Annotated in this window: 18 protein-coding genes; 11 read left to right on the forward strand and 7 right to left on the reverse strand. The window is 59.9% G+C overall.

The window, feature by feature from the left end; all coding sequences use genetic code 11:
• Positions 1–58 precede the first annotated feature (58 nt).
• From Enr13x_RS06260 to Enr13x_RS06270, 3 genes are all read left to right on the forward strand, one after another.
• Positions 59–1045, forward strand: a complete 987-nt coding sequence (locus Enr13x_RS06260; protein ID WP_231744388.1) for an AAA family ATPase — start codon at positions 59–61, stop codon at positions 1043–1045.
• Entirely contained in the window at positions 1042–1959 is a 918-nt protein-coding gene (locus Enr13x_RS06265; protein ID WP_145385216.1) for a DUF58 domain-containing protein, read from the forward strand. Before Enr13x_RS06260 ends, Enr13x_RS06265 begins: the two co-directional genes overlap by 4 nt.
• A 178-nt stretch (positions 1960–2137) precedes the next feature.
• Positions 2138–3619, forward strand: coding sequence for a sulfatase (locus Enr13x_RS06270; RefSeq protein WP_145385217.1), 1482 nt, complete (start codon positions 2138–2140; stop codon positions 3617–3619).
• 197 nt (positions 3620–3816) lie between these two features.
• Here Enr13x_RS06270 and Enr13x_RS06275 read toward each other — a convergent pair whose 3' ends face one another.
• Positions 3817–4599 carry a LuxR C-terminal-related transcriptional regulator gene (locus tag Enr13x_RS06275; RefSeq protein WP_145385218.1) on the reverse strand — a complete coding sequence of 261 codons (783 nt, stop codon included), beginning with the start codon at positions 4597–4599 and terminating at the stop codon, positions 3817–3819.
• Between the two features lie 424 nt (positions 4600–5023).
• On the opposite strand from Enr13x_RS06275, the gene Enr13x_RS06285 reads away from it, so the two are divergent.
• Positions 5024–6205, forward strand: a complete 1182-nt coding sequence (locus Enr13x_RS06285; RefSeq protein WP_145385220.1) for a Gfo/Idh/MocA family protein — start codon at positions 5024–5026, stop codon at positions 6203–6205.
• Positions 6206–6271: 66 nt separating this feature from the next.
• On the opposite strand, the gene rpmA is transcribed toward Enr13x_RS06285, so the two are convergent.
• Both rpmA and Enr13x_RS06295 read right to left on the reverse strand, forming a co-directional pair.
• Complete coding sequence (rpmA, locus tag Enr13x_RS06290) at positions 6272–6517, reverse strand: 50S ribosomal protein L27 (RefSeq protein WP_095738091.1); 246 nt, start codon at positions 6515–6517, stop codon at positions 6272–6274.
• Between the two features lie 165 nt (positions 6518–6682).
• Positions 6683–7960 (reverse strand): glutamate-5-semialdehyde dehydrogenase, encoded by a 1278-nt coding sequence (locus Enr13x_RS06295; RefSeq protein ID WP_145385221.1) that lies wholly within the window; start codon positions 7958–7960, stop codon positions 6683–6685.
• A 258-nt stretch (positions 7961–8218) separates the two neighbouring features.
• Here Enr13x_RS06295 and Enr13x_RS06300 point away from each other — a divergent pair, with 258 nt between their 5' ends.
• Together Enr13x_RS06300 and Enr13x_RS06305 are read left to right on the forward strand one after the other, a co-directional pair.
• Complete coding sequence (locus Enr13x_RS06300) at positions 8219–9004, forward strand: TIGR00282 family metallophosphoesterase (RefSeq protein WP_145385222.1); 786 nt, start codon at positions 8219–8221, stop codon at positions 9002–9004.
• Positions 9005–9203: 199 nt separating this feature from the next.
• A complete protein-coding gene (locus Enr13x_RS06305; protein WP_145385223.1) occupies positions 9204–10634 on the forward strand; it encodes an IS4 family transposase in 1431 nt (476 codons plus the stop codon).
• A gap of 114 nt (positions 10635–10748) precedes the next feature.
• On the opposite strand, the gene Enr13x_RS06310 is transcribed toward Enr13x_RS06305, so the two are convergent.
• From Enr13x_RS06310 to Enr13x_RS06325, 4 genes are all read right to left on the reverse strand, one after another.
• Positions 10749–10970: a BON domain-containing protein gene (locus Enr13x_RS06310; protein ID WP_231744121.1), complete on the reverse strand. Its 222-nt coding sequence runs from the start codon at positions 10968–10970 to the stop codon at positions 10749–10751.
• A 35-nt stretch (positions 10971–11005) separates the two neighbouring features.
• On the reverse strand, positions 11006–11407 hold the full coding sequence (locus Enr13x_RS06315; RefSeq protein ID WP_145385225.1) for a hypothetical protein: 402 nt from the start codon (positions 11405–11407) through the stop codon (positions 11006–11008).
• A 201-nt stretch (positions 11408–11608) separates the two neighbouring features.
• Complete coding sequence (locus Enr13x_RS06320) at positions 11609–12355, reverse strand: response regulator transcription factor (RefSeq protein ID WP_145385226.1); 747 nt, start codon at positions 12353–12355, stop codon at positions 11609–11611.
• A gap of 67 nt (positions 12356–12422) precedes the next feature.
• On the reverse strand, positions 12423–13358 hold the full coding sequence (locus tag Enr13x_RS06325) for a sensor histidine kinase (protein ID WP_145385227.1): 936 nt from the start codon (positions 13356–13358) through the stop codon (positions 12423–12425).
• Positions 13359–13769: 411 nt separating this feature from the next.
• Between Enr13x_RS06325 and Enr13x_RS06330 the strand changes: the two genes are divergently transcribed.
• The 5 genes from Enr13x_RS06330 (at position 13770) to gyrA (ending at position 22374) form a co-directional block, all read left to right on the forward strand.
• Positions 13770–14216, forward strand: a complete 447-nt coding sequence (locus Enr13x_RS06330; protein ID WP_145385228.1) for a hypothetical protein — start codon at positions 13770–13772, stop codon at positions 14214–14216.
• 235 nt (positions 14217–14451) lie between these two features.
• Positions 14452–15441 (forward strand): ABC transporter ATP-binding protein, encoded by a 990-nt coding sequence (locus Enr13x_RS06335; protein WP_145385229.1) that lies wholly within the window; start codon positions 14452–14454, stop codon positions 15439–15441.
• Complete coding sequence (locus tag Enr13x_RS06340) at positions 15438–17858, forward strand: ABC transporter permease (RefSeq protein ID WP_231744122.1); 2421 nt, start codon at positions 15438–15440, stop codon at positions 17856–17858. The genes Enr13x_RS06335 and Enr13x_RS06340 overlap by 4 nt, the downstream gene beginning before the upstream one ends.
• A gap of 91 nt (positions 17859–17949) precedes the next feature.
• The gene (locus tag Enr13x_RS06345; RefSeq protein WP_145385230.1) at positions 17950–19254 is read left to right on the forward strand and encodes a 3-keto-disaccharide hydrolase; all 1305 of its coding nucleotides are present in this window, start codon (positions 17950–17952) and stop codon (positions 19252–19254) included.
• 276 nt (positions 19255–19530) lie between these two features.
• Positions 19531–22374: a DNA gyrase subunit A gene (gene gyrA / locus Enr13x_RS06350; RefSeq protein WP_390621061.1), complete on the forward strand. Its 2844-nt coding sequence runs from the start codon at positions 19531–19533 to the stop codon at positions 22372–22374.
• Positions 22375–22777: the final 403 nt, after the last annotated feature.

Here is a 22777-nt window from a genome sequence, read left to right on the forward strand (position 1 = left end):
ACCCCATCCGCCGGCCGGCAAACCGGGCGGCCAACCCGGACGCAACCTCGGCGACGTCCTGCGTGAGTTTTCCGACCATCAGGCGACGATCCGCAGCGAACTCTCCAAGGTCATCGTCGGACAATCCGAAACCATCGAGCAATTGTTGGCCGCGATCTATACCCGCGGTCACTGCTTGCTGGAAGGCGTGCCGGGATTGGCCAAGACCTTGATCGTCAGCACGCTGGCCAGCATCCTGGACGTGTCGTTCAAACGGATTCAGTTCACACCTGACCTGATGCCTTCGGACATCACCGGCACGCAAGTCCTGGAAGAAGACGAACACGGCAAGCGAAGTTTCCGCTTTGTCGAAGGCCCGATCTTTGCCAACATCTTGCTGGCCGACGAAATCAACCGCACCCCACCCAAGACCCAAGCCGCGCTGCTCGAAGCGATGCAGGAACGCCAGGTCACCGTAGGGCGTGAAACCTTTGCCCTGCCCAAGCCGTTCTTCACCATCGCCACCCAAAACCCGATCGAGCAAGAGGGCACCTACCCGCTGCCGGAAGCCCAACTCGACCGGTTCATGTTCAATATCAAATTGGACTACCCCTCGGCGGCCGAAGAGGAGCAAATCCTGACGACGACGACGCGGGGCGAAACCGCCACGGTCAACAAGGTCTTGTCGGCACGAGCGATCTTGAATGTCCAACAGCTCGTCACCAGCGTGGCGGTCAATCCGTTCGTGATCAAATATGTCGCCAGTATCGTCCGGGCCACCCGGCCGTCGGATGAAGCGTCGCCGCAGTACATTCGCGACCTGGTCGATTTCGGCGCGGGGCCACGTGCCGGACAAAACTTGATCGCCGGTGCCAAAGCGATGGCGGCGATGGAAGGCCGATTCAGTGTCGACGTCAATGACGTCCGGCGGATCGCCCTGCCTGTCCTGCGGCACCGCATCGGGACTAATTTCCAAGCCACCGCCGAAGGGATGGACAGCGACTCGCTCGTGACGCGATTGCTCGATGACATCCAACCACCGCAACCTGAAAAGCTGGCCAAATGAGCTCCCTGCTCTCGCCCGAAGCGTTGCAGAGTATCAAGCGGCTGGACTTGCGCGCCCGGATGGTCGTGCGGGGCTTTCTGCAAGGCTTGCACAGCAGCCCCTTTCATGGCTTTTCGGTCCAGTTCAGCGAACACCGACGCTACAACCGCGGTGACGATCCCAAGCTGATCGACTGGTTGGTCTACGCCAAGACCGACAAGTATTTTGTCAAACGCTTTGAATCGGAAACCAACCTGGTCGGTTACCTGGTCATCGACCTGTCCAAATCGATGGGATTTACCGAAAACCAGTCGATGACCAAATTCGAGTACGTGACATGTTTGGCCGCGGCGCTGACGTACTTGATGATCATGCAGCAAGACCCTGTCGGGTTGATCACGTTTGACGAAAAAGTCCACGCGTCGCTGCCGGCTCGGTCTCGCCGCGGACACATGGGCGACGTCATCGCCAGGCTCTCGAACCTGAAACCCGCCGGTGCCACCGATGTCCCCGCTTCCTTGACGCAAGTCGCCGCGATGCTGAAACAACATTCGCTGGTGATGCTGTTCAGTGATTTGTGGCCCAGCGACGACGGCGAAAAAAACTGGCAAGAACAAATCGCCGAAGTCGTCTCGGCGCTGGCGCGGCTGCGGCACGCCGGACACGACGTCATCGTCTTTCACGTCTTGGACGCAGCCGAAGTCGAATTCCCCTATGATGGACCGGTGCAGTTCACCGATTCGGAGTCCGGCCAAAGCGTCTCCGTCGACGCAACGGGGTTTCGCGAAGACTACCTGGCGGCCCTGGCGGAATTCCGTGACGCCTACCGCGACGGCTGCAACCAACTGCAAATCGATTACGTCCCGCTGGATACCAGCATGCCGTTTGATACCGCGTTGACGGAGTATCTGACGCAGCGACAGGGGCGGTTTTAGTGGGTGGGGGCAAGGAGGCAAGGAGGCAAGGAGACAAGGAGACAAGGAGACACGGAGCGATCGGGTCAATACATTCTGCCACCCGATCATTCTGCCACCCGATCGTTTGCCGCCCGATCGTTTTGCCACCATCGTTTTGCCCCCCCACGATCCAACCTGTCATCATTCTGCCTTTCTCATGCCCACACTCGCTCTGATCGGCCGCGCGATCCGCGTTTCAGTCTTCGTTCTGTTGTGCGTTGGTTTTGCGACGCGATCCGGCGCCGCCGACCCGCCCAATGTTCTGTTCATCGCGGTTGACGATTTGGCGTCGACACTGGGTTGCTATGGCGATCCGCTGGCAAAGACGCCGAACATCGATCGGCTGGCTGCATCGGGTGTTTGTTTTTTGAACGCGTACAACCAGTTGCCGCTGTGCAATCCGACGCGGGCGTCGGTCATGACCGGGCGGCGCCCCGACGAAATCGGCGTCTATGATTTGGACCGCCACTTCCGCGACCAGTTGCCCGACGTGGTGACCTTGCCCCAAGCCTTTCAAAAACGGAACTACTTGGCCGCTCGCGTCGGCAAGATTTATCACTACAACGTCCCCGCATCGATCGGCACCGACGGTTTCGATGATCCGCCCTCGTGGAACCAGACCGTCAATCCCAAGGGCCGAGACAAGGCCGACGAAGCGTTGATCTTCAATGCCGAACCGCATCGAAAGATCAGCGCGGCGCTTTCATGGCTTGCCGCCGACGGCCGCGATGAAGAGCAAACCGACGGGATGATCGCCAGCGAAGCGATTCGGTTGATGGAGGCCAACCGCGACAAGCCGTTCTTTTTAGGTGTCGGTTTCTTTCGCCCCCACACACCCTACGTCGCGCCGAAAAAGTACTTTGACCTGTACCCGCTGGACACGGTTTCGCTGCCGTATGCACCACCGGGTGACCGCGACGACATCCCGACCGCAGCCTTCGCGCATAATTGCCCGATCCCGAACTACAACCTGGATCCCTTGACGCTCCGCAAAGCCACCCAAGCGTATTATGCCTGCGTCTCGTTTGTCGACGCGCAAGTCGGGCGACTGCTCGATGCGGTCCAGCGATTGGGATTGGCCGAGAACACGATCGTGGTGTTTTGGAGCGACCACGGGTATCACCTCGGCGAGCACAACGGGATCTGGCAGAAGCGAACTTTGTTCGAACAATCGGCTCGGTCACCGTTGATCATTCGCGTTCCCGGAGCTGCGGGCAATGGCCAACCGTGCCGGCGCATCGTCGAGTTTGTGGACATCTACCCGACGGTCGTCTCCGCCGCGGGAATCGAGGCGCCGCCCAAACTGGCCGGTCGAGATCTGGCCACGTTGCTGGACGATCCGCTGGCGACATGGAACGGCCGAGCGATCACTCAAGTCCTGCGTCCCGCCGATGACCGGCTCGACACGCAAGTGATGGGGTGCAGCATTCGCACCAGCCGTTATCGCTACACCGAATGGGCCGAGGGCGAACGGGGCATCGAGCTCTACGATCACCGCGCCGACCCGTTGGAATTTGAGAACCTGGCGATCAAGCCCGATGCAAGGCACCGAGCCGTGATCGAAGCGTTGCGGGCGGAGCTGCGCGAGAAGGCCAGCGGCAAGATCCCCAGCGCAGCGGTCAATCCCGCCAGACTCTAGGAAGTGGCGTAAGCTTCCAGCTTGCGATCCCGTGGAACAGGCTTTCAGCCTGTCGATCCCAGTGGCGCAAGCTTCCAGCTTGCGGTTGGGTGTGTCTTTCGCAGAAGGCGGGAAGCTGTCGCTTCCCGGAAGGCAAGCTGGAAGCTTACCCCACGTGATACCCAGTGGCGCAAGCTTCCAGCTTGCGATCCCACGCGTCAGCGCGGGATCTGCGAATTGAAGGCGTTCGTCGGCTTGGTTGTGATCGGGGCAATCGGGCCGACGCCGTTGCTGCGCGAATCCAGCCGTAGTCCTCCGGAGGGCTTGGCCGGCTTGGCCGCGGGGAAGACCACGTCATGCAGGCTGCCCAGGATCACGACGCGGGTCATCTCGGCGGTGCTCCGCACATTCAGCTGGCGATACGCTTTTTGTCGCTCACGTTCGATCGTCTTGACCGACACCTTCAACTTCGTCGCGATCTGCTTGTTCGGTGCGCCTTCGACGACATAGTCGACGATTTGTCGCTGACGATCCGGCAATCCTTGATACAACCGATGGCAGCGCAAGACGTCGAATTGATGCTCGACGAGCGTGCTGAGCCCGATCGCATGCTGGATCGTTTCGATGATCTCGGGCAGTTCCATCGAGTTGATCGCAACGACGTGTGCGATCCGCGCGACGGCTTCCGAAGCCGCCATGCCGCTCGATTCATCCAAGACCAAGATGACCGGCGCGACCACGTTCTTGTCGAACAACAACTGTTCGATGCTGGTCCATTGTTGAATGCGTGGGTCGTAGTCCAAAAGCACGCAAGCGACGTCGCTATCGGCGGCAGCCTGGTTGATCAGCGAGGTGATGGAGGTGGAGGTTTGGAAACGACAGTTCTCTGCTTGGGCCGCCTGTCCGACCTTCGAGAGCCAGCCGGCATCCTTGCTGGCCGCGTAAACGGCCGGGCGCGGAGCAGGGGGCAGACCCATCGGGGTTTCGTGTTGGTTCATCATCAATTCGCCTTCGTGCGTTGGCGTCGGTGGTGGCGGCGGAAAACATTCACAACCGCGTAAGGAATTTGCTCATCACCAGTTGCATCGGCTTGTATGAGCGTTCGCCCTCACCCACCGCGAGGGCGTGTCATACGCGGGTGTTATTTGGCACACGCGCACATCACGCAGTGTCAAACACACGTGCGTGATCCACGCATGCGGCTCGCCGCAAACAGCGCAAAATTCACCTGGCGGCGGAGTCCTGAGTCCCGAGCCCTGAGTCCTGAGTCCTGAGTCCTGAGTCCTGAGTCCTGAGTCCTGAGTCCTGAGTACTGAGTACTCAGCCCCTCTGCCTTTTTCTGCCGTGCCCTCACCTGGAACCGATCGCGCAGGCGCGACACACTGTGTGGCGTGGTTTGATTTCCCAACATGTTGCGGGTGACCGATGGCTGAGTTTCGAACAGTGGTGGTGGGGACCGGCTTCATCGGGCCGGTTCATGTGGAAGCGTTGCGTCGCGCCGGCGTAGAGGTCGCCGGCATCGTGGGGTCGACAGCGGCAAAATCACGGGCCGCTTCCGAGCGTCTTGGATTGCCGACAGACTTCAGCAGCTTCGAAGAGGCGTTGGGGGATCCGTCGATCGATTGCATCCACCTGACGACACCCAACCGGTTCCACTTTGACCAAGCCAAGGCCGTGCTGCGTGCGGGCAAACATGTCGTCTGCGAAAAGCCCCTGGCCATGAACTCGACCGAGTCTGGCGAATTGGTTCGCATCGCCAGGGACAGCGGTCGCGCCGCGGCGGTCGCTTACAACATCCGGTTCTATCCGCTGTGTCACGAAGCGGCCGCGCGCGTCCGCAATGACTCGCTGGGAAACCTGTTGCACGTCACCGGTTCCTACGTCCAAGACTGGCTGCTCAAGGAAACCGATTTCAACTGGCGCGTGCTGGCCACCGACGGCGGGGAATTGCGAGCCGTCGCCGACATCGGCACACACTGGCTGGACCTGATCCAATTCATCACCGGCCGACACATCACATCGGTTTGCGCCGACCTGCGGACGGTCCACTCCGCGCGGCAGCGGCCGACCGGCCCGGTCCAAACCTACTCCGCGGGGAACGCCGCCGAGATTGCAACCGAACCGGTTCAGGTCACGACCGAAGATTGCGGCGCGATCCTATTGCGGTTTGCCGACGGGGCAAACGGTTGCCTCTGGGTCTCACAGACGACCGCGGGGAAAAAGAACTGCCTCCGCTACGAACTGGCCGGGTCCAAGCAATCCTTGGCCTGGAACAGCGAGTCGCCCAATCTGCTGGAGATCGGAAACCGAGATCAGCCCAACGCATGCCTGGTCCGTGACCCGGCGCAAATGGATCCTTCCGCTGCAGAGATCTCAGGCTATCCCGGCGGTCACAACGAAGGCTTCCCCGACACCTTCAAACAACTGTTTCGTTGCTTCTACGGTTCGCTCGCCAGCGGGGAACTGTCCGAGCCGGCGCCGTACCCCACGTTTCTGGACGGGCACCGCGAAATCTTGCTCTGTGAGGCGATCTTGAAGAGTCACCGCGAGCAACGATGGGTCGATGTCGCGGGTGATGATGGATCAGAGCAGGTGGGCGTGGGGTAGATGTGACAGGCTGGAAGCCTATCCCACTTTGGTATCGACAGGCTGGAAGCCTATCCCACTTTGGCGTTACGCCGAGACGACGTTGATGCGACGGCCTTTCTGGTCGAATTCAACCTTTCCGTCGACCAGCGCGAACAGGGTGTAATCATTGCCCTGGCCGACTCCGCGTCCGGCACGCCAGCGGGTGCCGCACTGACGAATCAGAATGTTGCCTGCGTTGACTGCTTCGCCGCCGAACTTTTTGACGCCACGACGTTGTGCGTTGGAATCACGGCCGTTGCGGCTGGATCCCTGACCTTTCTTATGTGCCATCTGATAGACCTGAATCGTTGAGTTTTTTAGGGGTCCAGGAGAATATCGACAGTTCCCCGCGAGTTCAACCCGTTTCCGGGGGCAGAATGGCGCAGATTTTGCCGAGAACCCCTTGGTTTTCAACGACTGAAAAACTGCACGGCCTCTCAAGAGGGGGGGCTTGCCTCACGTGCGGATCTGGCCGTCGCCCTTGACGATGTACTTGTAGGTCGTCAACTCGCGCAATCCACAGGGGCCACGGGCGTGGAATTTGTCGGTAGAGATTCCGATCTCCGCACCCAGCCCGAACACGCCGCCATCGTTGAATCGCGTGCTCGCGTTGACCATCACCGCGGAGCTGTCCACGCCTGCGGTGAACGCCTCGGCCGCCGCCAGATCGCGGGTCACGATGGCGTCGGTGTGATGGGATCCGTATCGGTTGATGTGCCGGATCGCTTCGTCGACGGATCGGACGACGGCAACGCTGATGATCGGCCCCAGGTACTCCGTCCCCCAGTCGGCCTCGGTGGCGGGCACGCTGTCGGGGATCAACGCTGCGGCCGCCTGGTCGGCGCGAATTTCCACCGATTCGGCTTGCAGACGCTTCGCGATGACCGGCAGCGCCGCGGCGGCAATCGACTCGTGGATCAACAGCGATTCACAGGCGTTGCAGACGCCCATCCGCTGACATTTCGCGTTGTGAACGATCTTGGCGGCCATCTGGACGTCGGCCGACTGGTCGACATAAACGTGGCAGTTTCCGTCGAAGTGCTTGATCACGGGCATCGTGGCCTCGGCGGTGACGCGGCGGATCAGGCCTTCGCCGCCGCGTGGGATGGCCACATCGATCGACTCATGGAGCGACAGGAATTCGCCGACCGCCGCGCGATCGGTGGTCGAAACCAGTTGGACGGCCGCCGCCGGCAAGCCGCAGTTTTCTGCGGTGGCGGTGAGCAAGTCGACGATCGCACGGCTGCTGTGGATCGCTTCTTTGCCACCACGCAAGATCACCGCGTTTCCGCTCTTGACGCAAATTGCCGCGGCGTCGGCGGTGACGTTGGGGCGGCTTTCGTAAATGAAGAACACCACGCCCAGCGGCACGCGTTTTTTCAGAATCTGCAGCCCTCCAGGCCGGGTGAAGCCGTCTAAAACCTCGCCGACCGGATCGGCCAGCATGCTGATTTCGCGGAGCGCCGTCGCAATCGCACCGATGCGGTCCGCATCCAGCCTCAATCGATCCACGGCCGCATCGGTCAATCCGTAACCCGGCGCTGCGGCCAGATCCAATGCGTTGGCGGTGATGATCTGGTCGACCGAATCGACCAACGCGTCGGCCGATTCGTTCAGCCAACGGTTTTTGATCTCCGCATCCAGGGTCGCCAGTTCCGCGGATGCTTCTTTGGCGCGTTTCGCGGTGTCGCGACAGTACGCGGCGAGGTCGAGAGTGGGCGCGGCCGTATTCATGGACGTGAAAATGTGATGAAAGAAAGGAAGGAATCACGCAATCGTGCTGGGAACCCTATCACCATAGCCAAACTGTGCCGGGAAGGAACCTCCGTTGGCCGGCCTGTCGAGGCGGCGCAGGACGCCACCGGTGTGACTTGGGGGCTTGCTCGTTGACGACAGGCGACGACGCCGATACCGTTTGACCGTGCGGGAGGGGCGGCCCCCTGCCGTGCAATCGACGTCCGCATTTTTCCAACCCGTAGCGATTCGGCCGGTATGAAATTCCTATTCCTTGGAGACATCGTAGGAAAACCCGGCATGAATGCGGTGCTGCAAAACACCCAGCGGATCCGCGAAAAGTTGGACCTGGATTACGTGATCGCCAATGCGGAAAATGCGTCGGACGGTTCGGGATTGATGCCGAAACAATTTGAGCGGTTGATCGACAGCGGCATCGACGGGGTCACCCTGGGCGATCATATCTTCCGTCGCAAAGAGATCGTCACCACGCTGGAAAAAAGTGATCGCATCGTCAAGCCGGCCAATTACCCCGACGAAGCCTCCGGCCGCCGCTGGACACTGATCAAACGAAGCGGACGCCGCCCCCTGGCGATCGTCTCCATCATGGGACGCGTTTTTATGCGACCGGTGGACTGTCCCTTCAGGGCACTCGATGAAGTGCTCGCCGAAATCGAACCGCATACCGATCAAATTTTGGTCGACGTGCACGCCGAAGCCACCAGCGACAAACAGTGCCTCGGCAGATACCTGGACGGAAAAGTCACCGCCGTGCTGGGCACCCATACCCACGTCCCCACCGCCGACACCTGCATCCTTCCCGGCCGAACCGCGTTTCAATGTGATGTCGGGATGTGCGGTCCCTACGAAAGCATCATCGGAAGGGACATTGAACGGGTCACCCACACGACTCGCACCGCCGAGCCCTGCCACTTTCACGTCGCGACCGGTGATGTCCGCCTGTGTGGTGCGATCGTCGAATCAGACGCCGAAGGCCGCGCGGTGAAGATCGAACGATTCGAACAACGCGTGATCGTCAATTAGAAAAAAGGCCGGTCGATCAAGCGCCGGCCTCGTGCTTCGTCAACTTTTATAATTAGGGTACCTGACCCGAATGGCACGGGCTTAAGTGGAATCAACTAGATGTAGTGCAATTGCGTCTGTGCTAGCACAACGGGCAGTGATATCAAATCGCAATCGCACTTTGCGTGCCGAAATGAATTGAAAACACAGCGAGCCTCCGGTGCAATGGTGTTATCAACCACATCACTTCACTGGAGGACTCACCGTGAACGATCAGTCTACCGATGCTGACTTCGAAGTTCAAAGCAAATTGCGAAAAGCCTCATCACTGGTTTTGGACCTCCTTCTGCCTCAGGTTGAGGTGGCAAGGATTTGCGCTGAACTGAAGTACGAATACCGCGAACGCATCTACCATCCGATGATCACCGTTTGGTTGTTCATTTCGCAGGTCCTTTCGGCAGACCACAGTTGCCAACAGGCGGTCACCCGCTTCAACGCGTACCGCGTCGCGAAGGGGTTGCTTCGCGTCAGCAGCGAAACAACGTCGTACTGCAAGGCTCGTGGCAATCTCCCAGAGCGGCTCTTCGAAAGACTGCTTTCATGGACCGCGAAACGATGCGAAGAGGCGACCGACCAAGCTTGGCTGTTTCAAGACCGGATTGTCGAAATGGTTGATGGCTGGACCCTGACGATGGCAGACACCGACGAGAACCAAGAAGAATACCCGCAAATGAAAAGCCAAAAGCCTGGCTGCGGTTTTCCGATCGCCAGGATGATTGGCTTGTTTTCCCTTGCGACAGGTGCAATCCAACGTACGGCAGTGGGACCTTACCGAGGTAAACAGACTGGTGAGACATCGCTACTGCGAACGATTTTGGACTGCATTTTACCGGGGCGAATCTTGCTGGCTGACCGCTACTACGCAAACTTCTGGTTGCTTGCCTTGGGGCCGATGCGAGGTATCGACTTGGTGGCCAGGGCGCACCAACTTCGCAAAATCGATTTTCGTCGCGGGCTCAAACTTGGCTACCTGGATCAATTGGTCGCCTACCACAAACCGGCGCGTCCGAAGTGGATGAGCAAGAAAGAATACGATCAGTTTCCTTGCTTAGTCCTTGTCCGTCATCTGAAGTACAAGGTTGAGCAGAAAGGTTTTCGAACAAGGGAAATTACTCTAGCCACGACGTTGGTGGATGCCGAAACCTATGCCGCGGAAGATCTGGCTGAATTGTTTCGAAGGAGATGGCAGGTGGAGCTTCACATCCGAAGCCTGAAAACTCAAATGCAGATGGAGCACTTGCGATGCAAGAGCCCGCAAATGGTTCGCAAGGAAATCCACTGCCACATGATTGGATTCAATCTAGTCCGCGCTGCGATCATGGCATCTGCGCTGAAGTTCGGGCGATGCCCGACAAGGCTGAGCTTTACTGGCGCAATGCAGGCGATTGAAGAGCTTGCGGCTTGTCTCAGGCTCCGCTCCGGACGGGGCAGCGAACAATTTGACAACCTGCTCGAAACGATCTCCGAATTGGTCGTCGGCAATCGACCTGGACGCCAAGAAAAACGCGAACTCAAACGAAGGCAGAAAAACTACAAACTCATGAAAACGAAACGCAACCCGAACCGAAACCGTTACGCCACAGCAGCTTAGGCTTATGCCCGTGCCATTCGTACCTGACCCCTTTTCCGCTCGACAAACGCAGGCTCGAAAATTGAAAGCTGACAAAGCACTAGTGCATTGTCCGCTTTAAACGTTGACGAAACGCTAGTGGTGAACGTCGACGTGGTTGACCACTTGCAACGACCCGGCGACGGGCAGCACCGCCTCTTGAGCCAACTGCTTGTGATAGAAGCTGCGGACCTTGCCGCGAAGCCGTAGTTCATTGGAATCTTCATCCACGCGAAGCGAACGAAGTTCCTGAACCGAGCTTTTCGCAAGTAGCGCCGAAGCCGCCGTGACGATCTCTTGAGCTTGCATCGTTGTCATAAAAGATTTCTGCTGCATTGGTGAATGGCTGACAATCAAATATCACACATTGCAAGGAAATTGCCTACAGGAATTTGTTGGAATTCAAGCATTCCCTGCATCATCGGAGACGCCGTTTTGAGCACAGCTGCTGCATTCGAGACGCTTGTTGAAATAAAAACGACAGGCCCGACGCGTGCAGGCGACGCCGCCGTTGACGGTCGACGGACAATCCGAAAATTGCTAGCAAATACATTCGAGAAAACAATTTTCGATCCGCGCATGATCCGCCTTGACCGCTGCAAAGGGGCGCGCGTATCTTCCGCCCATCGCTGGGACACTTGGCCTTGAGCCAAGCGAAGCCCGGCGATCGAAGCGACTCGCTGGCGTGATCCTGCACTGGCACCTTGGAAATCATTGATTGATTCTTCGGTAGCTGCGGACAAATCGTACGGCACCGATTCGACGGATCGAATCAGGTGTGACGGTGAAGGCGGCGAGAAACTGGCAAGCGTTCGGCAGGTCCCGGCAAGGAAGCAAGGGACCGCGTCGAACCGAATCGAGTGGCGATCCACTCACCCGAAAAACCACCGGCTCCCGGTCCCATAGCGCGTTATCCTCCGCCCCCCTAGGATCTCGTACTGGACCGGGGGCTTTTTTTATGCGCCGTCGTCGTCATTGGTCGTCGGTCCGAGGATAAACCGATACCCCGCGTCGCGGATGGTCAGCAGGTGCACCGGTTGGCTGCTATCGGGTTCGATGATCTTCCGCAGCTGGGCGACGGTTTGGTCGACGGCGCGGGTTTGCAGATTCCCGCTGATCTCCCACACTTCGCTCAACAGTTCGCTGCGGCTGATCACGCGATTGGGGTTCTCCACAAAGTACTTCAGCAGTTTGAGTTGTTTGGGCGTCATCGGCACCGACTTGCCCCCGACGGTGACCTCGTGGTTGAGAAAGTGTGCCGAGACATCGCCGAACTCGATCTGTTCGATCGACTCGCGGACGCGACGCGGCGACGCCTTTGCCGACGACGCCGGGGAGTGTTGGAGCAGGTTCTTCACCCGGCTGAGTAATTCATCCAGCTCGAACGGTTTGTTCATGTATTGATTGGCCCCGACGTCAAAGCCTCGGGCGCGATCTTCGGCCAGGGTGCGCGCCGACAGCATCAGGATCGGCGTGGTCACGCCGGCGTCGCGAATCGTCTCGCAAACCGTGTAGCCGCTCATCCCGGGCAGCATCAAATCCAAGACGATCAGATGAATCGGTTCGTTGGACGCATCGATCAAACGTAGCGCCGTCGGCCCATCTTCGACCAACGTGACGCGATAGTTGTCGGCTTCAAGGTTGTACTTGATGCCGACGCCCAAGTGCTTTTCATCTTCGACGACAAGGATATGAGGACGCATGGTAGGGATGGCTAGATGGAAACGAGAACGGGAAACACGTCGGGCTGGGCGACCACCCTGGTGCGGATCATTCCGTCGGCTCGCCCAAGACGGCTTGTTTCATTGTGACTTCAAAAACGGTCCCCGCGACCCCATCAATTTCACGACGCCCCCGAATCCGCACGCTCGCACCGACGGCTTTGCTGACCGTCCGCACCAGGTACAGCCCCAGGCCGGTGCCCGGTGTGCTGCGTTCCAGTTCGTTGCCCAACCGCACAAAACGCCCGAAGATTTTGCGGCGTTTGTCGTAAGGGATTCCGGCGCCGTTGTCGGTGATCGAAACGACCACGTGGTCCTCTTTGCCTTCGACGGGACGAATCGACGCGATGACTTCGGGTGGCGAACCGCCGTACTTGATGGCATTGTCGATCAAGTTTCGAAACAGGATTTCCAATTGAACCGATTGGCTGCGGATCGTCACCGGCGGACAATCCACCTGGACCGTTTCCACCGGCAACCGATAACGCATGCACGCCGCTTCGCCACATTCGGCGAGCAACTGGTCCAGCCGAAACACCTCGTCGTCTTCCGGTTCATTGCCGCGATCGATCCGCGCCGCATCCAGCAGATGGTTGATCAGGGCGTCGAGTCGCTCGACATCATCCAGCATGATGCGATGGAAGTCGCGTTGCTGGGATTCATCGACGCTGTGCCGGGACATCGTCTGCAGGTAGAGCTTCAACGACGCGATCGGGCTTTTCAGTTCATGGGTGACCGAGTCGATGAAATTGGATTGCCGTTGATTCAAGCGAACGGCTTTGATGGTCAGCGTCAAATAGACGATCACGCCGGCCAGGATGCTGAGCAGCAACAGGCTGCCCAGGATGAACAGGGTCCAGAACAGCCCGCTGCGTTCGGATCCGATGAAGCTGGAGATCGCCCAGATCGCACCGAGGATCACCACCAGGACGATCAGGACGACGCCCAGGGTGACGGGCGCCCGCAGGGAACGGCGTTCGAGCATGTCTAGTCGGAAAGGGGGAGGGAGAAGGAACCTGTGACGCCGGATTCGCAACAGCGACCCCGCGCCTCCGCGGCGCTCGATCGGTCTCTCCGCGCCCGCCGATAAATCAGCCTTGCGTCAGCTTCGCGCGGCAACCGACACTCTTGGCAAAGCCCGTCGTGTTTGTGCTAGCCGCACCCCGTTTCGGGGAGCCGCAAATTGTCTGTGCACGTGTTCATCTGACCGCAGTCCTGAACCGACAAAGACGACGAGGGTCCGCCAGTTTGACCGACGCCGAAGCGACCCAACTTACAAAAATCAAGATTCGGTCCGCTTTTTTGGTTTTCTGCCCATGACGGAACTTAGGTTCCCGGCAATAATCGGATTAAGTGAATTTAGTTTCCACTAGGCGGGAAATGAAGAGAGGGATCTATGAATAGCCACGTGCAGGTCATCCGGTTTTCAGAAGCGACCATCCGCCAGGTCAGGCTCGATTGCAATCGTGCCATGGTCCGTGCTCGCTTCTGCCCCCAGCGCAGTGAGATCTTGCAGCTGCGTTGCATCGACAACCGCGCCGAAACAGAGACCGAATTCGGTAACCAGCTTTGGTACTTCGAAGGCGTCGGCGTCGACGAACTGGACCGCCGTCATCGCGTCTATGGAGTCGTGGAGTATTCGACTCAATTCGGCTTGAACGAGTTGGTCGAAGACGGCGTGTTCACGACCGAGAACCAGCGTGAGCGGTTTCGCAGCCTGTATGAGCGTGAAGTCCAACGGCCGGACTGGCGTCACCCCGGGCACCGCTTGTTGGCTGCCGCCGTGATCGCCGTCTCGGTGGTTTGGCTGGGCTATCTGATGTTCGGCTCGGTTGCCAGCTAGACGTCCGCGACGGCGCACCCCGCTGGCGGGCTGTCGTTTTTGAGAGCCGCGGGCGCGTCAGCGGCCGGGCATTGCGACGCTGCCCGAGGCCTTACGGCCAGCGGCTCACCATAGACTCCGCAGATCCCGACTCAATCGACAGCCCGCTCGTGCCGGCCATGGCAAAGCACCCGGGGCGGATGTCCGGCGATGGCGTTATACTGATCGGCACGCCGCCACTCTTTCAAGATCCGCCGTGCCAGACCCCATCGTTGATGTTCATCAGCTGCGAAAGACGTATCGCAGTCTGTCGCTGACCGGACGCCGCCGCATCGACGCCGTTCGCGGCGTTTCGCTGCAGGCTTATCCGGGGGAGGTGTTCGGCTTGCTCGGACCCAACGGGGCCGGGAAAACGACCCTGATCAAGATGCTGTTGGGTGTGGTCAAACCCTCCAGCGGCCATGCCCGATTGTTGGGGCAACCGATCGGCAGCTCGGCCGCCCGCTCGCGCGTCGGCTACCTGCCGGAATCGTTGCGTGTCGATCGCCATCACTCGGCCCGATCGGCGCTCCGGTACTACGGCCGGATGAGTGGCATGACGTCGGCCGAAATCCATTCGCGCAGCGACGAACTGTTGAAGCTGGTCGGGCTCGAGGGGCGTGATCGCGAATCGGTCCGTCGATTCAGCAAGGGAATGTACCAACGACTCGGACTCGCCCAGGCGCTGCTGCATGACCCCGATCTGCTGGTCCTGGATGAACCGACCGACGGCCTCGATCCGGTCGGCCGCAACGAAGTCCGCAAGGTGATCGATCGGTTGCGTGAGGGCGGGAAGACGATTTTCCTGAACAGCCACATCCTTCAGGAAGTGGAAATGGTTTGCACGCGGGTGGCGATTCTGGCCAAAGGCGAAATCAAAGCGATCGGACCGATCGATGAACTGGCGCACCGCGACCAGCAAAAATTGATCGTCGAAGTGCTCGGCGAAACGGAGCCGGACTGGCACGCGATCTTCGGCGACTCGATGCAAGTCGAGATCGAATCGACCCGGGTGCGTGACGCGTTCCGATTGTCGATCGCCGTCGTCGATCAGGATCAAATCAATGCGGTCGTGGACCGACTGCGACGATCCGATCAATCGATCGCTCGCTTGGAAGTCCGTCGTGAATCGTTGGAGGAGACGTTCATGCGTCTGGTGGGAACCGATGCGATCGATGCGGTCGCCGGCGAGGAGGTGCTGTCATGATCAAACCTTATCTGGCCGTGATCGTGGACTCCTTTCATTCGGCACTCTCGTCGCGGATTCTCTGGATCGCGATGGTGGCGATCTGGATCTTCTTGGCCGCCTTGGCGCCGATCGGATACCACGAGGATTACACGACGACGTTTCGTTGGTTCGACTTGGACAACGGCACGCAGATGAAGGCGATGCTTGCGCGGGGGCTGGTCGATCCCCAGGAATCGGACACGGCGCTGGGGCGGCTGGCCCGCACGTTTCCCGAAGACATCAAACGGAAACTTCGCCAGGTCGCCCGCGGCGAAGACGTTCGGATCGACAAGGGCGCGCTGGCCGATTCTCTGAACGAGTCCCTGGACGACGAAGACTGGTACGATGCCGAAGCCTGGCGAACGACGGTCAGGCTGCGTGAGCTGCGCGAGTTGGACGAGGTTCCGGAGGATGAAATCAGCGAACCGGAACGTCGCCGACGGGCACGGCTGCGGATCGAAGCGGCATTGCCGGGCGTCTTCACCGCCATGTCGGCGCGGTCGATCACGCTGTCCTACGCGGGATTCGATTTTCCGGCGTTCTTTCTGATCGGCAAGGAGCAATTTGTGTCCTTGATCAATCAATTTGTCGTCCCGATCATGATGGATTGGTTGCTCGGGTTCGCCTTGATCTTCTTAGGCATCTTGGTCACCGCGTCGATCATTCCCGACATGCTGCAACCGGGATCGCTGCACCTGTTGTTGAGCAAACCGATCTCGCGAACGATGTTGTTGTTGTCAAAGTTCGTCGGCGGTTGTGCCTTCGTTTTTCTCTGTGTCTGCCAGTTGGTGGTCGGTCTGTGGTTGATCTCCGGGTTTCGGCTGGACATTTGGAACGCGCGGGTGTTGTGGTGCATCCCGGTGGCGGTGTTTTTGTTTGCGGTGTTCTTTAGCGTCTCCCTGCTCGCCGGGCTGCGCTGGCGTTCCCCGATTCTGTCGATCGGTGTGACGTGCATGTTCGGCGCCTTTGTTTTGGTGATCGGATTCATCGGCGGATACTTTGACGCGCTCGTTCGGGCCCCCGACCGCATCGCGCAGATGTCCTTTGACGGTCAAGACATCGTGACCGCGACGCGCGGTGGCGAACTGAAGCGATTCGACAGCGAATCGAATCAATGGGCCGACGTGATCGAAGGTGATTTCCGCCGCCGCGATCTGATCGTGCCACCGGTCCGCATCGCCCCCGGAAAGATCGCCACGGCGCGGATTCGGGGTGGTCGATTCAATCTGTACGGCAGCGGATCGCTGGACTTGTTGGTGCTGGACCGATCGCAGGACTGGAAACCCAACCCGGGACTGCGGCTGCCCAACGGGACGCGGCGATTGCTGGTTGTCGGTAACCTCCTGATCGCGCTCAACAACACCGGGCTGATGGCAACGACGCTGGAACAGGCGTTGGACGAATCGGGAATCGACGGTGGGCAACCGGAGCCATCGTCCGACGACCGGCCCGCTGAATCCGACAGCGATTTCGATGTCGGCGGCGCGGCGCCGAACATCGAGGTTTCGAACATCGGGGTGACGGCTTGGATCACCGATTTGATTCGCATGCAGGGCGGTGCGACCGAAGCCTTTGACGCGATCTTGCCCCAGGGCGTCACGCTGACCGATCCGGTGCGACTGGACGTGCTTGCCGACCGCCGCTCGCTGGTCGTTTACGCCCGCGGGCGTCTGATGCGACTGGACGTGCCCGCTGGCGGTGAGCAAGCGGAGGGGGCGACCGCGACGCTGGCCGCCGATTTGATGTTGGATGACAACGACGCGGCGCGGACGACGATGGCGGCGACCGGCCGGTCGGTCTTGCTTGCCCGTGCCGACGAGCCGGTGCGTTGGTACCAGGCCGAGACGTTGGCGTTGTTGGCCGAGTTCCCCCGGCCGGAGGATCAGACGGTCGTGGCCGCAGAGGGATTGGGGGCGACCGATCAATTCGCCTTGTTGACGACCGACGGCAGCGTCTCGGTCGCGACGCGGAGCGGGGATCGGGTGGAGTTGGAAACGTTGCCACAGAGCGAGGTCACGGCGATCGAGTATGACGAGCCATCCCAGCGTTTGGCGATCGCGCACCACATCGATTCGATCGACTTTGTCACAATCGCCGCCGACGCGACCGCTCCGGCGGCGATCGAGCGGGCCATTCGCCCCTCCCTGACCAGTTGGCGGAGTGTGGATCGGTACGTCATCACACCGCTGCGGACGCTGACGCCGCAGACGGGGGAATTGAGTCAGACCGTTGCGGCACTGGTCAGCGGAAAGACGTCGTTTGCCATCGGCGACGTGGCGCAGGACGAACAGGAAGTGGTGCAGCTAAAAATCGTTCGGCCGGTCGTCAGTTGCAGCCTCTTTTTGGCCGTGATGCTGACCCTGTCGTGCCTTTACTTCGCACGACGCGATTTTTAACGCCCTATCGTTCAAGCCCAGTCTGTCGACCGTCAAGTTTGGTTATGATAGCGGCCTTCCAGTTCTCTACCCGCTAGACATCCACCCCGCCATGAAACTCACCCGCCTGGTCTTTGCTGCCGCGATCGCAGCCTTTGTCACGTTGCCTCCGGTCACGCAGGCCGAATCCCCCGACGCCTTCCAACCCCTGTTCAACGGCGAGAACCTGGAGGGGTGGCACGGGCGTCCCCATTTCAGCCCGATCAAGCTGGCCGAAATGTCCGAGGAAGAACGCAACGCCAAGCTGGCCGAGTGGCAAGCCGACGCCGAAAAGCATTGGAGCGTTGAAAATGGTGAGTTGGTCAATGACGGACACGGCGCCTACTTGGTCACCAATCAAGACTACCGTGATTACGAATTGCATTTGGAATACAAGACCGTTCCGCGGGCCGACAGCGGAATCTATCTCAAAGCGACCCCCCAAGTTCAAATCTGGGACTCCACCGAAACCGCCAAGTTCAAACTCGGTGCCGACAAGGGAAGCGGTGGGCTTTGGAACAACAGCGCGGGGGCCGCGGGCAAAGATCCGTTGGTTCATGCCGACAAGCCGTTCGGCGAATGGAATTCGGTTCGCGTCCTGCAGGTCGGTGCGCGGACGACGGTTTGGCTGAACGACCAGTTGGTCGTCGACCATGCGATCATGGAGAATTTTTGGGACCGCCAATCGCCGCTGTTCGTCAGCGGTCCGATCGAATTGCAAACACACGGCGGTGAGATTCGCTGGCGAAACCTGAAGATCAAAGAACTGAGCACCCAAGAGGCCAACAACACACTGGCGGCGAAACATGCCAATCAGTTCGAGTCGATTTTCAACGGCAGCGATCTGACCGGTTGGGTGGGCGCGACGAACAACTATGAAGTCGTCGATGGCGCGATCGTGTGCAAGAAGGGGACGGGGGGAAACCTGCTGACGGAAAAGGAGTACGCGAACTTTGTCGCGCGACTCGAATTCCGTTTACCCCCGGGAGGCAACAACGGTCTGGCGATTCGCGCGCCCCTGAAAGGCAACCCGGCCTACGAGGCGATGTGTGAGCTGCAGGTGCTGGACAATACGGCGACGAAATATGCAAACCTTGACAAACGCCAGTACCACGGTTCGGCCTACGGCATGGCGGCGGCAACGCGAGGATTCTTGCGTCCGGTCGGCGAATGGAATTTCCAAGAGGTCACCGTCGATGGCAGCACCATCACGGTCGAACTCAATGGCACGGTGATCTTGAAAACGGACCTGTCAAAGATCACCGACTACATGGCCGACAGCGCCCATCCCGGCAAGGACCGGCCCAAGGGTCACTTCGGATTCGCCGGCCATGGAGACGCCGTTCAGTTCCGCGGACTCTCGATCCGCGAGCTGTAAGGGCGATCGCCACGCCCGGCGTCGACGAGCCGTCTTGTTCCCGGGCTCTGCCTGGGAACACACTGTTTCGGAGGCTCCGCCTCGCGACCGCGCACCGCGTGTGGCGGAGCCACACCGGCCTTGCGTTCCCAGGTGGAGCCTGGGAACGAGTGCCCACTGCCAACCGGCCTTTCCACCGTTGTGAATCAGGCGTCCAAGTGGTAGACTCTCCGGCTTGCGCGAACCCGTGATTTACCGGGATTTCCGCGGTTTTCTACCTCTCCGCTAGGACACCACGTGGCAGACGAAAACGACGAAAACGGCCAAGACGAAGAGAACGGTTCGGGGGGGGCGCCGGAGCCTCAGGATGACGGCGAAAATGGCGGCCGCAGCGGTGGTGACATCGGGGGCGAGGGTGCCCTGCGGATGATCGATCTGCCGATCGAAGACGAATTGCGCGAGAGCTACCTGACGTACGCGATGAGCGTGATCGTCAGCCGTGCCCTGCCGGACGTCCGCGACGGGTTGAAACCCAGTCAACGGCGAATTTTGGTCGCCATGAACGACCTGAACCTCGGTCCGGGCAGCAAGCGGGTCAAATGCGCCAAGATCTCTGGCGACACCTCCGGTAACTATCACCCCCACGGTGAATCGGTGATCTATCCGACGCTCGTTCGGATGGCCCAAGAGTGGAACATGCGTTCGTTGTTGATCGACAAACAGGGGAACTTCGGGTCGATCGCCGGACTGCCTCCGGCGGCGATGCGGTACACCGAAGCCCGCTTGTCGGCCGTCGCCGCGGCGATGCTGGACGACCTGAAATTGGACACGGTCGACTTCATCCCGACCTATGACGAGGCGCGGACCGAACCGACCGTCTTGCCCAGCAAGTACCCCAACTTGTTGATCAACGGGTCCGGCGGGATCGCGGTCGGGATGGCGACCAGCATTCCGCCACACAACCCGACCGAAATCTGCGACGCGGTCATCAAGCTGATCGACGAACCGGAAACCACGATCGACGAACTGTGCGAAATCGTTCCCGGTCCGGACTTTCCCACCGGCGGCATCATCTGCGGCCGCGCCGGGATCCGCCGCGGTTACAAGACCGGACGCAGCACGATCATCGTCCGCGCCAAGTGTCGCATCGAGGAAATGAAGGGCAACCGGCACCGCATCATCGTGTCGGAAATTCCCTATCAACAGTACCGAGACCGGGTCGTCGAGCGGATCGCCGGATTGGTCAACAACGACCGCATCAAGGGCATCTCGGGGATCCGCGACGAATCGGACCTGAAGGAACCGGTGCGTTTGGTGATCGAACTCAAACGCAACGAAGACCCCGATGTCATCCTGAACCAGCTGTATCAATTCTCGCCGCTGCAAGACACGATCTCGATGATCTTCTTGGCGCTGGTCGACGGCAAGCCGCGCGAATTGACGCTCAAGGAGATGCTGCAGGAGTTCATCCGGCACCGCATCACCGTGATTCGGCGACGCACCCAATTCCTGTTGGCCAAGGCGCGGCGACGCAAACACACCGTCGAAGGCCTGCTGTTGGCACTGGCCAACATCGATGAAATCATCCAAACGATCCGCACCAGCCGGACGCAACCGGAAGCCAAGCAACGCCTGATGGGCATCGAATGCCCTGCATCGATGATGCAGCGGGCACTCGGCGACGAAGGGTTTCGTCAATTCCAACTCGAACGCGGCGAGTCGGACACCTACACCCTGACCAGTGTCCAGACCGACGAAATCTTGAAGATGCGGTTGGGGCAGCTGGTCAACTTGGAACAGGAAAAGCTGACCGACGAGCACAAGCAGCTGCTCGAAGAAATCACCGACTACCTGGATATCCTTGGCAGCCAGGCGCGGGTCTACGGCATCATCAAGGACGACCTGGAAGAGATGAAGCGGCGATTCGGTTCGCCCCGCCGCACCCAGATCAGCAACGAAGAACTCGGCAACATCGACCTGGAAGATCTGATCACCGAAGAGACGATGGTCGTTTCGATCAGCCACGAAGGCTACATCAAACGCACGCCGTCGAGCGTCTACAACACCCAGCGGCGTGGCGGCAAGGGACTCAAGGGTGCCAAGACCGACACCGAAGACCCGATCGAGCATCTGTTCGTCGCCAGCACCCACGCCTACCTGCTGTTTTTGACCACGACCGGCAAAGTCCGCTGGCAAAAGGTCTATGACCTGCCGCAGTTGCCGCGTGACGCCAAGGGCCGCGCGATCGTCAACCTGCTGTCGCTCGAAGAGGGCGAAAAGATCGCCTCCTGTTTGGCCGTCCGGGACTTCAATCAAGAAGGCTACTACGTCGTGATGGCGACCCGCAGCGGCCTGGTCAAAAAGACGCCGCTGGAGCAATACAGTCGTCCCAAACGCGGCGGCATCATCGCCATCAAACTGCGCGAAGGCGACGAACTGGTGTCGGCCAACGTGATCGGCCCCGGCGACGAAGTGATCATGGTGACCGCGTCGGGGATGGCGATCCGATTCAAAGAATCCGATGCCCGTCCGATGGGACGAAACACCTCCGGTGTCAAAGGCATCTCGCTGGTCGGTGATGACACCGTCGTCGGCATGGTCGTCGCCGAACCGGATGCAACGTTGCTGACCGTCTGTGAGAAAGGTTACGGGAAACGCACACCGTTCGGGCCCAATGCGATCGCCGACGAAGACGGCGAGGCGGCGGAGACCGAAAACGGTTCCTCGTCGGCTCGCTATCGCACCCAGCGTCGCGGCGGCAAAGGGTTACGCGATATCAAAACCAGCAGCCGCAACGGGAAAGTCATCGCCATCGCTCGCGTCGACGATCACGATGAAGTCTTCCTGATGACCGGCAAGGGAAAACTGCAACGCGTCGCCGCCCGTGACATCAGTGTGATCGGACGCAACACCCAAGGGGTTCGCATCATGAACGTCGACGCCGACGACACGCTGATCGCCGCGGTCCGCATTCCGCCGGAAGAAGAGGCCGAAGAAGGCGACGCAGTGCCGGCGCCGACTTCGCCGCAACCCGCGGCGGTCTCCACCGAATCGGCTGAGTCCGACGGGACGACCGAAGCCATCGGCGAGAGCCCCGAACCGGCCGGCGATGATGAGTCGTCCGAAGACGCCGAGGAGTGATCACCGGCTTAACTCGTTCCAAGGCTCCGCCTTGGAACGCTTCTGGCGGTGTGGCGCTCGACGTCGATTCTTTTGCTGCAGCTTCTGTCAACCGATTTAGTCTCTCTCCCCCTGGGAGAGACGACGTTTGCGCAGCAAGCAAACGCCAGAGAGGGCCGGAGCTGCGAAAGTTTTGACGACTCCCGCTACGATCAAATCCGTCACTTATATAGTTGACGTCCCCCGCCACACGCGGTGCGCGGCCGGGAGGCGGGAGCCTCCATCACAGTGTGTTCCCAGGCGGAGCCCTACGCCGTGAACGATTTTGTTCCCGTGTTCTAGGAGGTGTTAGCGGCAGGGCGCGAGCCCTCCGGTTCCTCATCTTTGCCGAAACACCGGAGGGCTCGCGCCCTGCCGCTAAGAA

The organism is Stieleria neptunia (assembly GCF_007754155.1).
Taxonomy (GTDB): Bacteria; Planctomycetota; Planctomycetia; order Pirellulales; family Pirellulaceae; genus Stieleria; species Stieleria neptunia.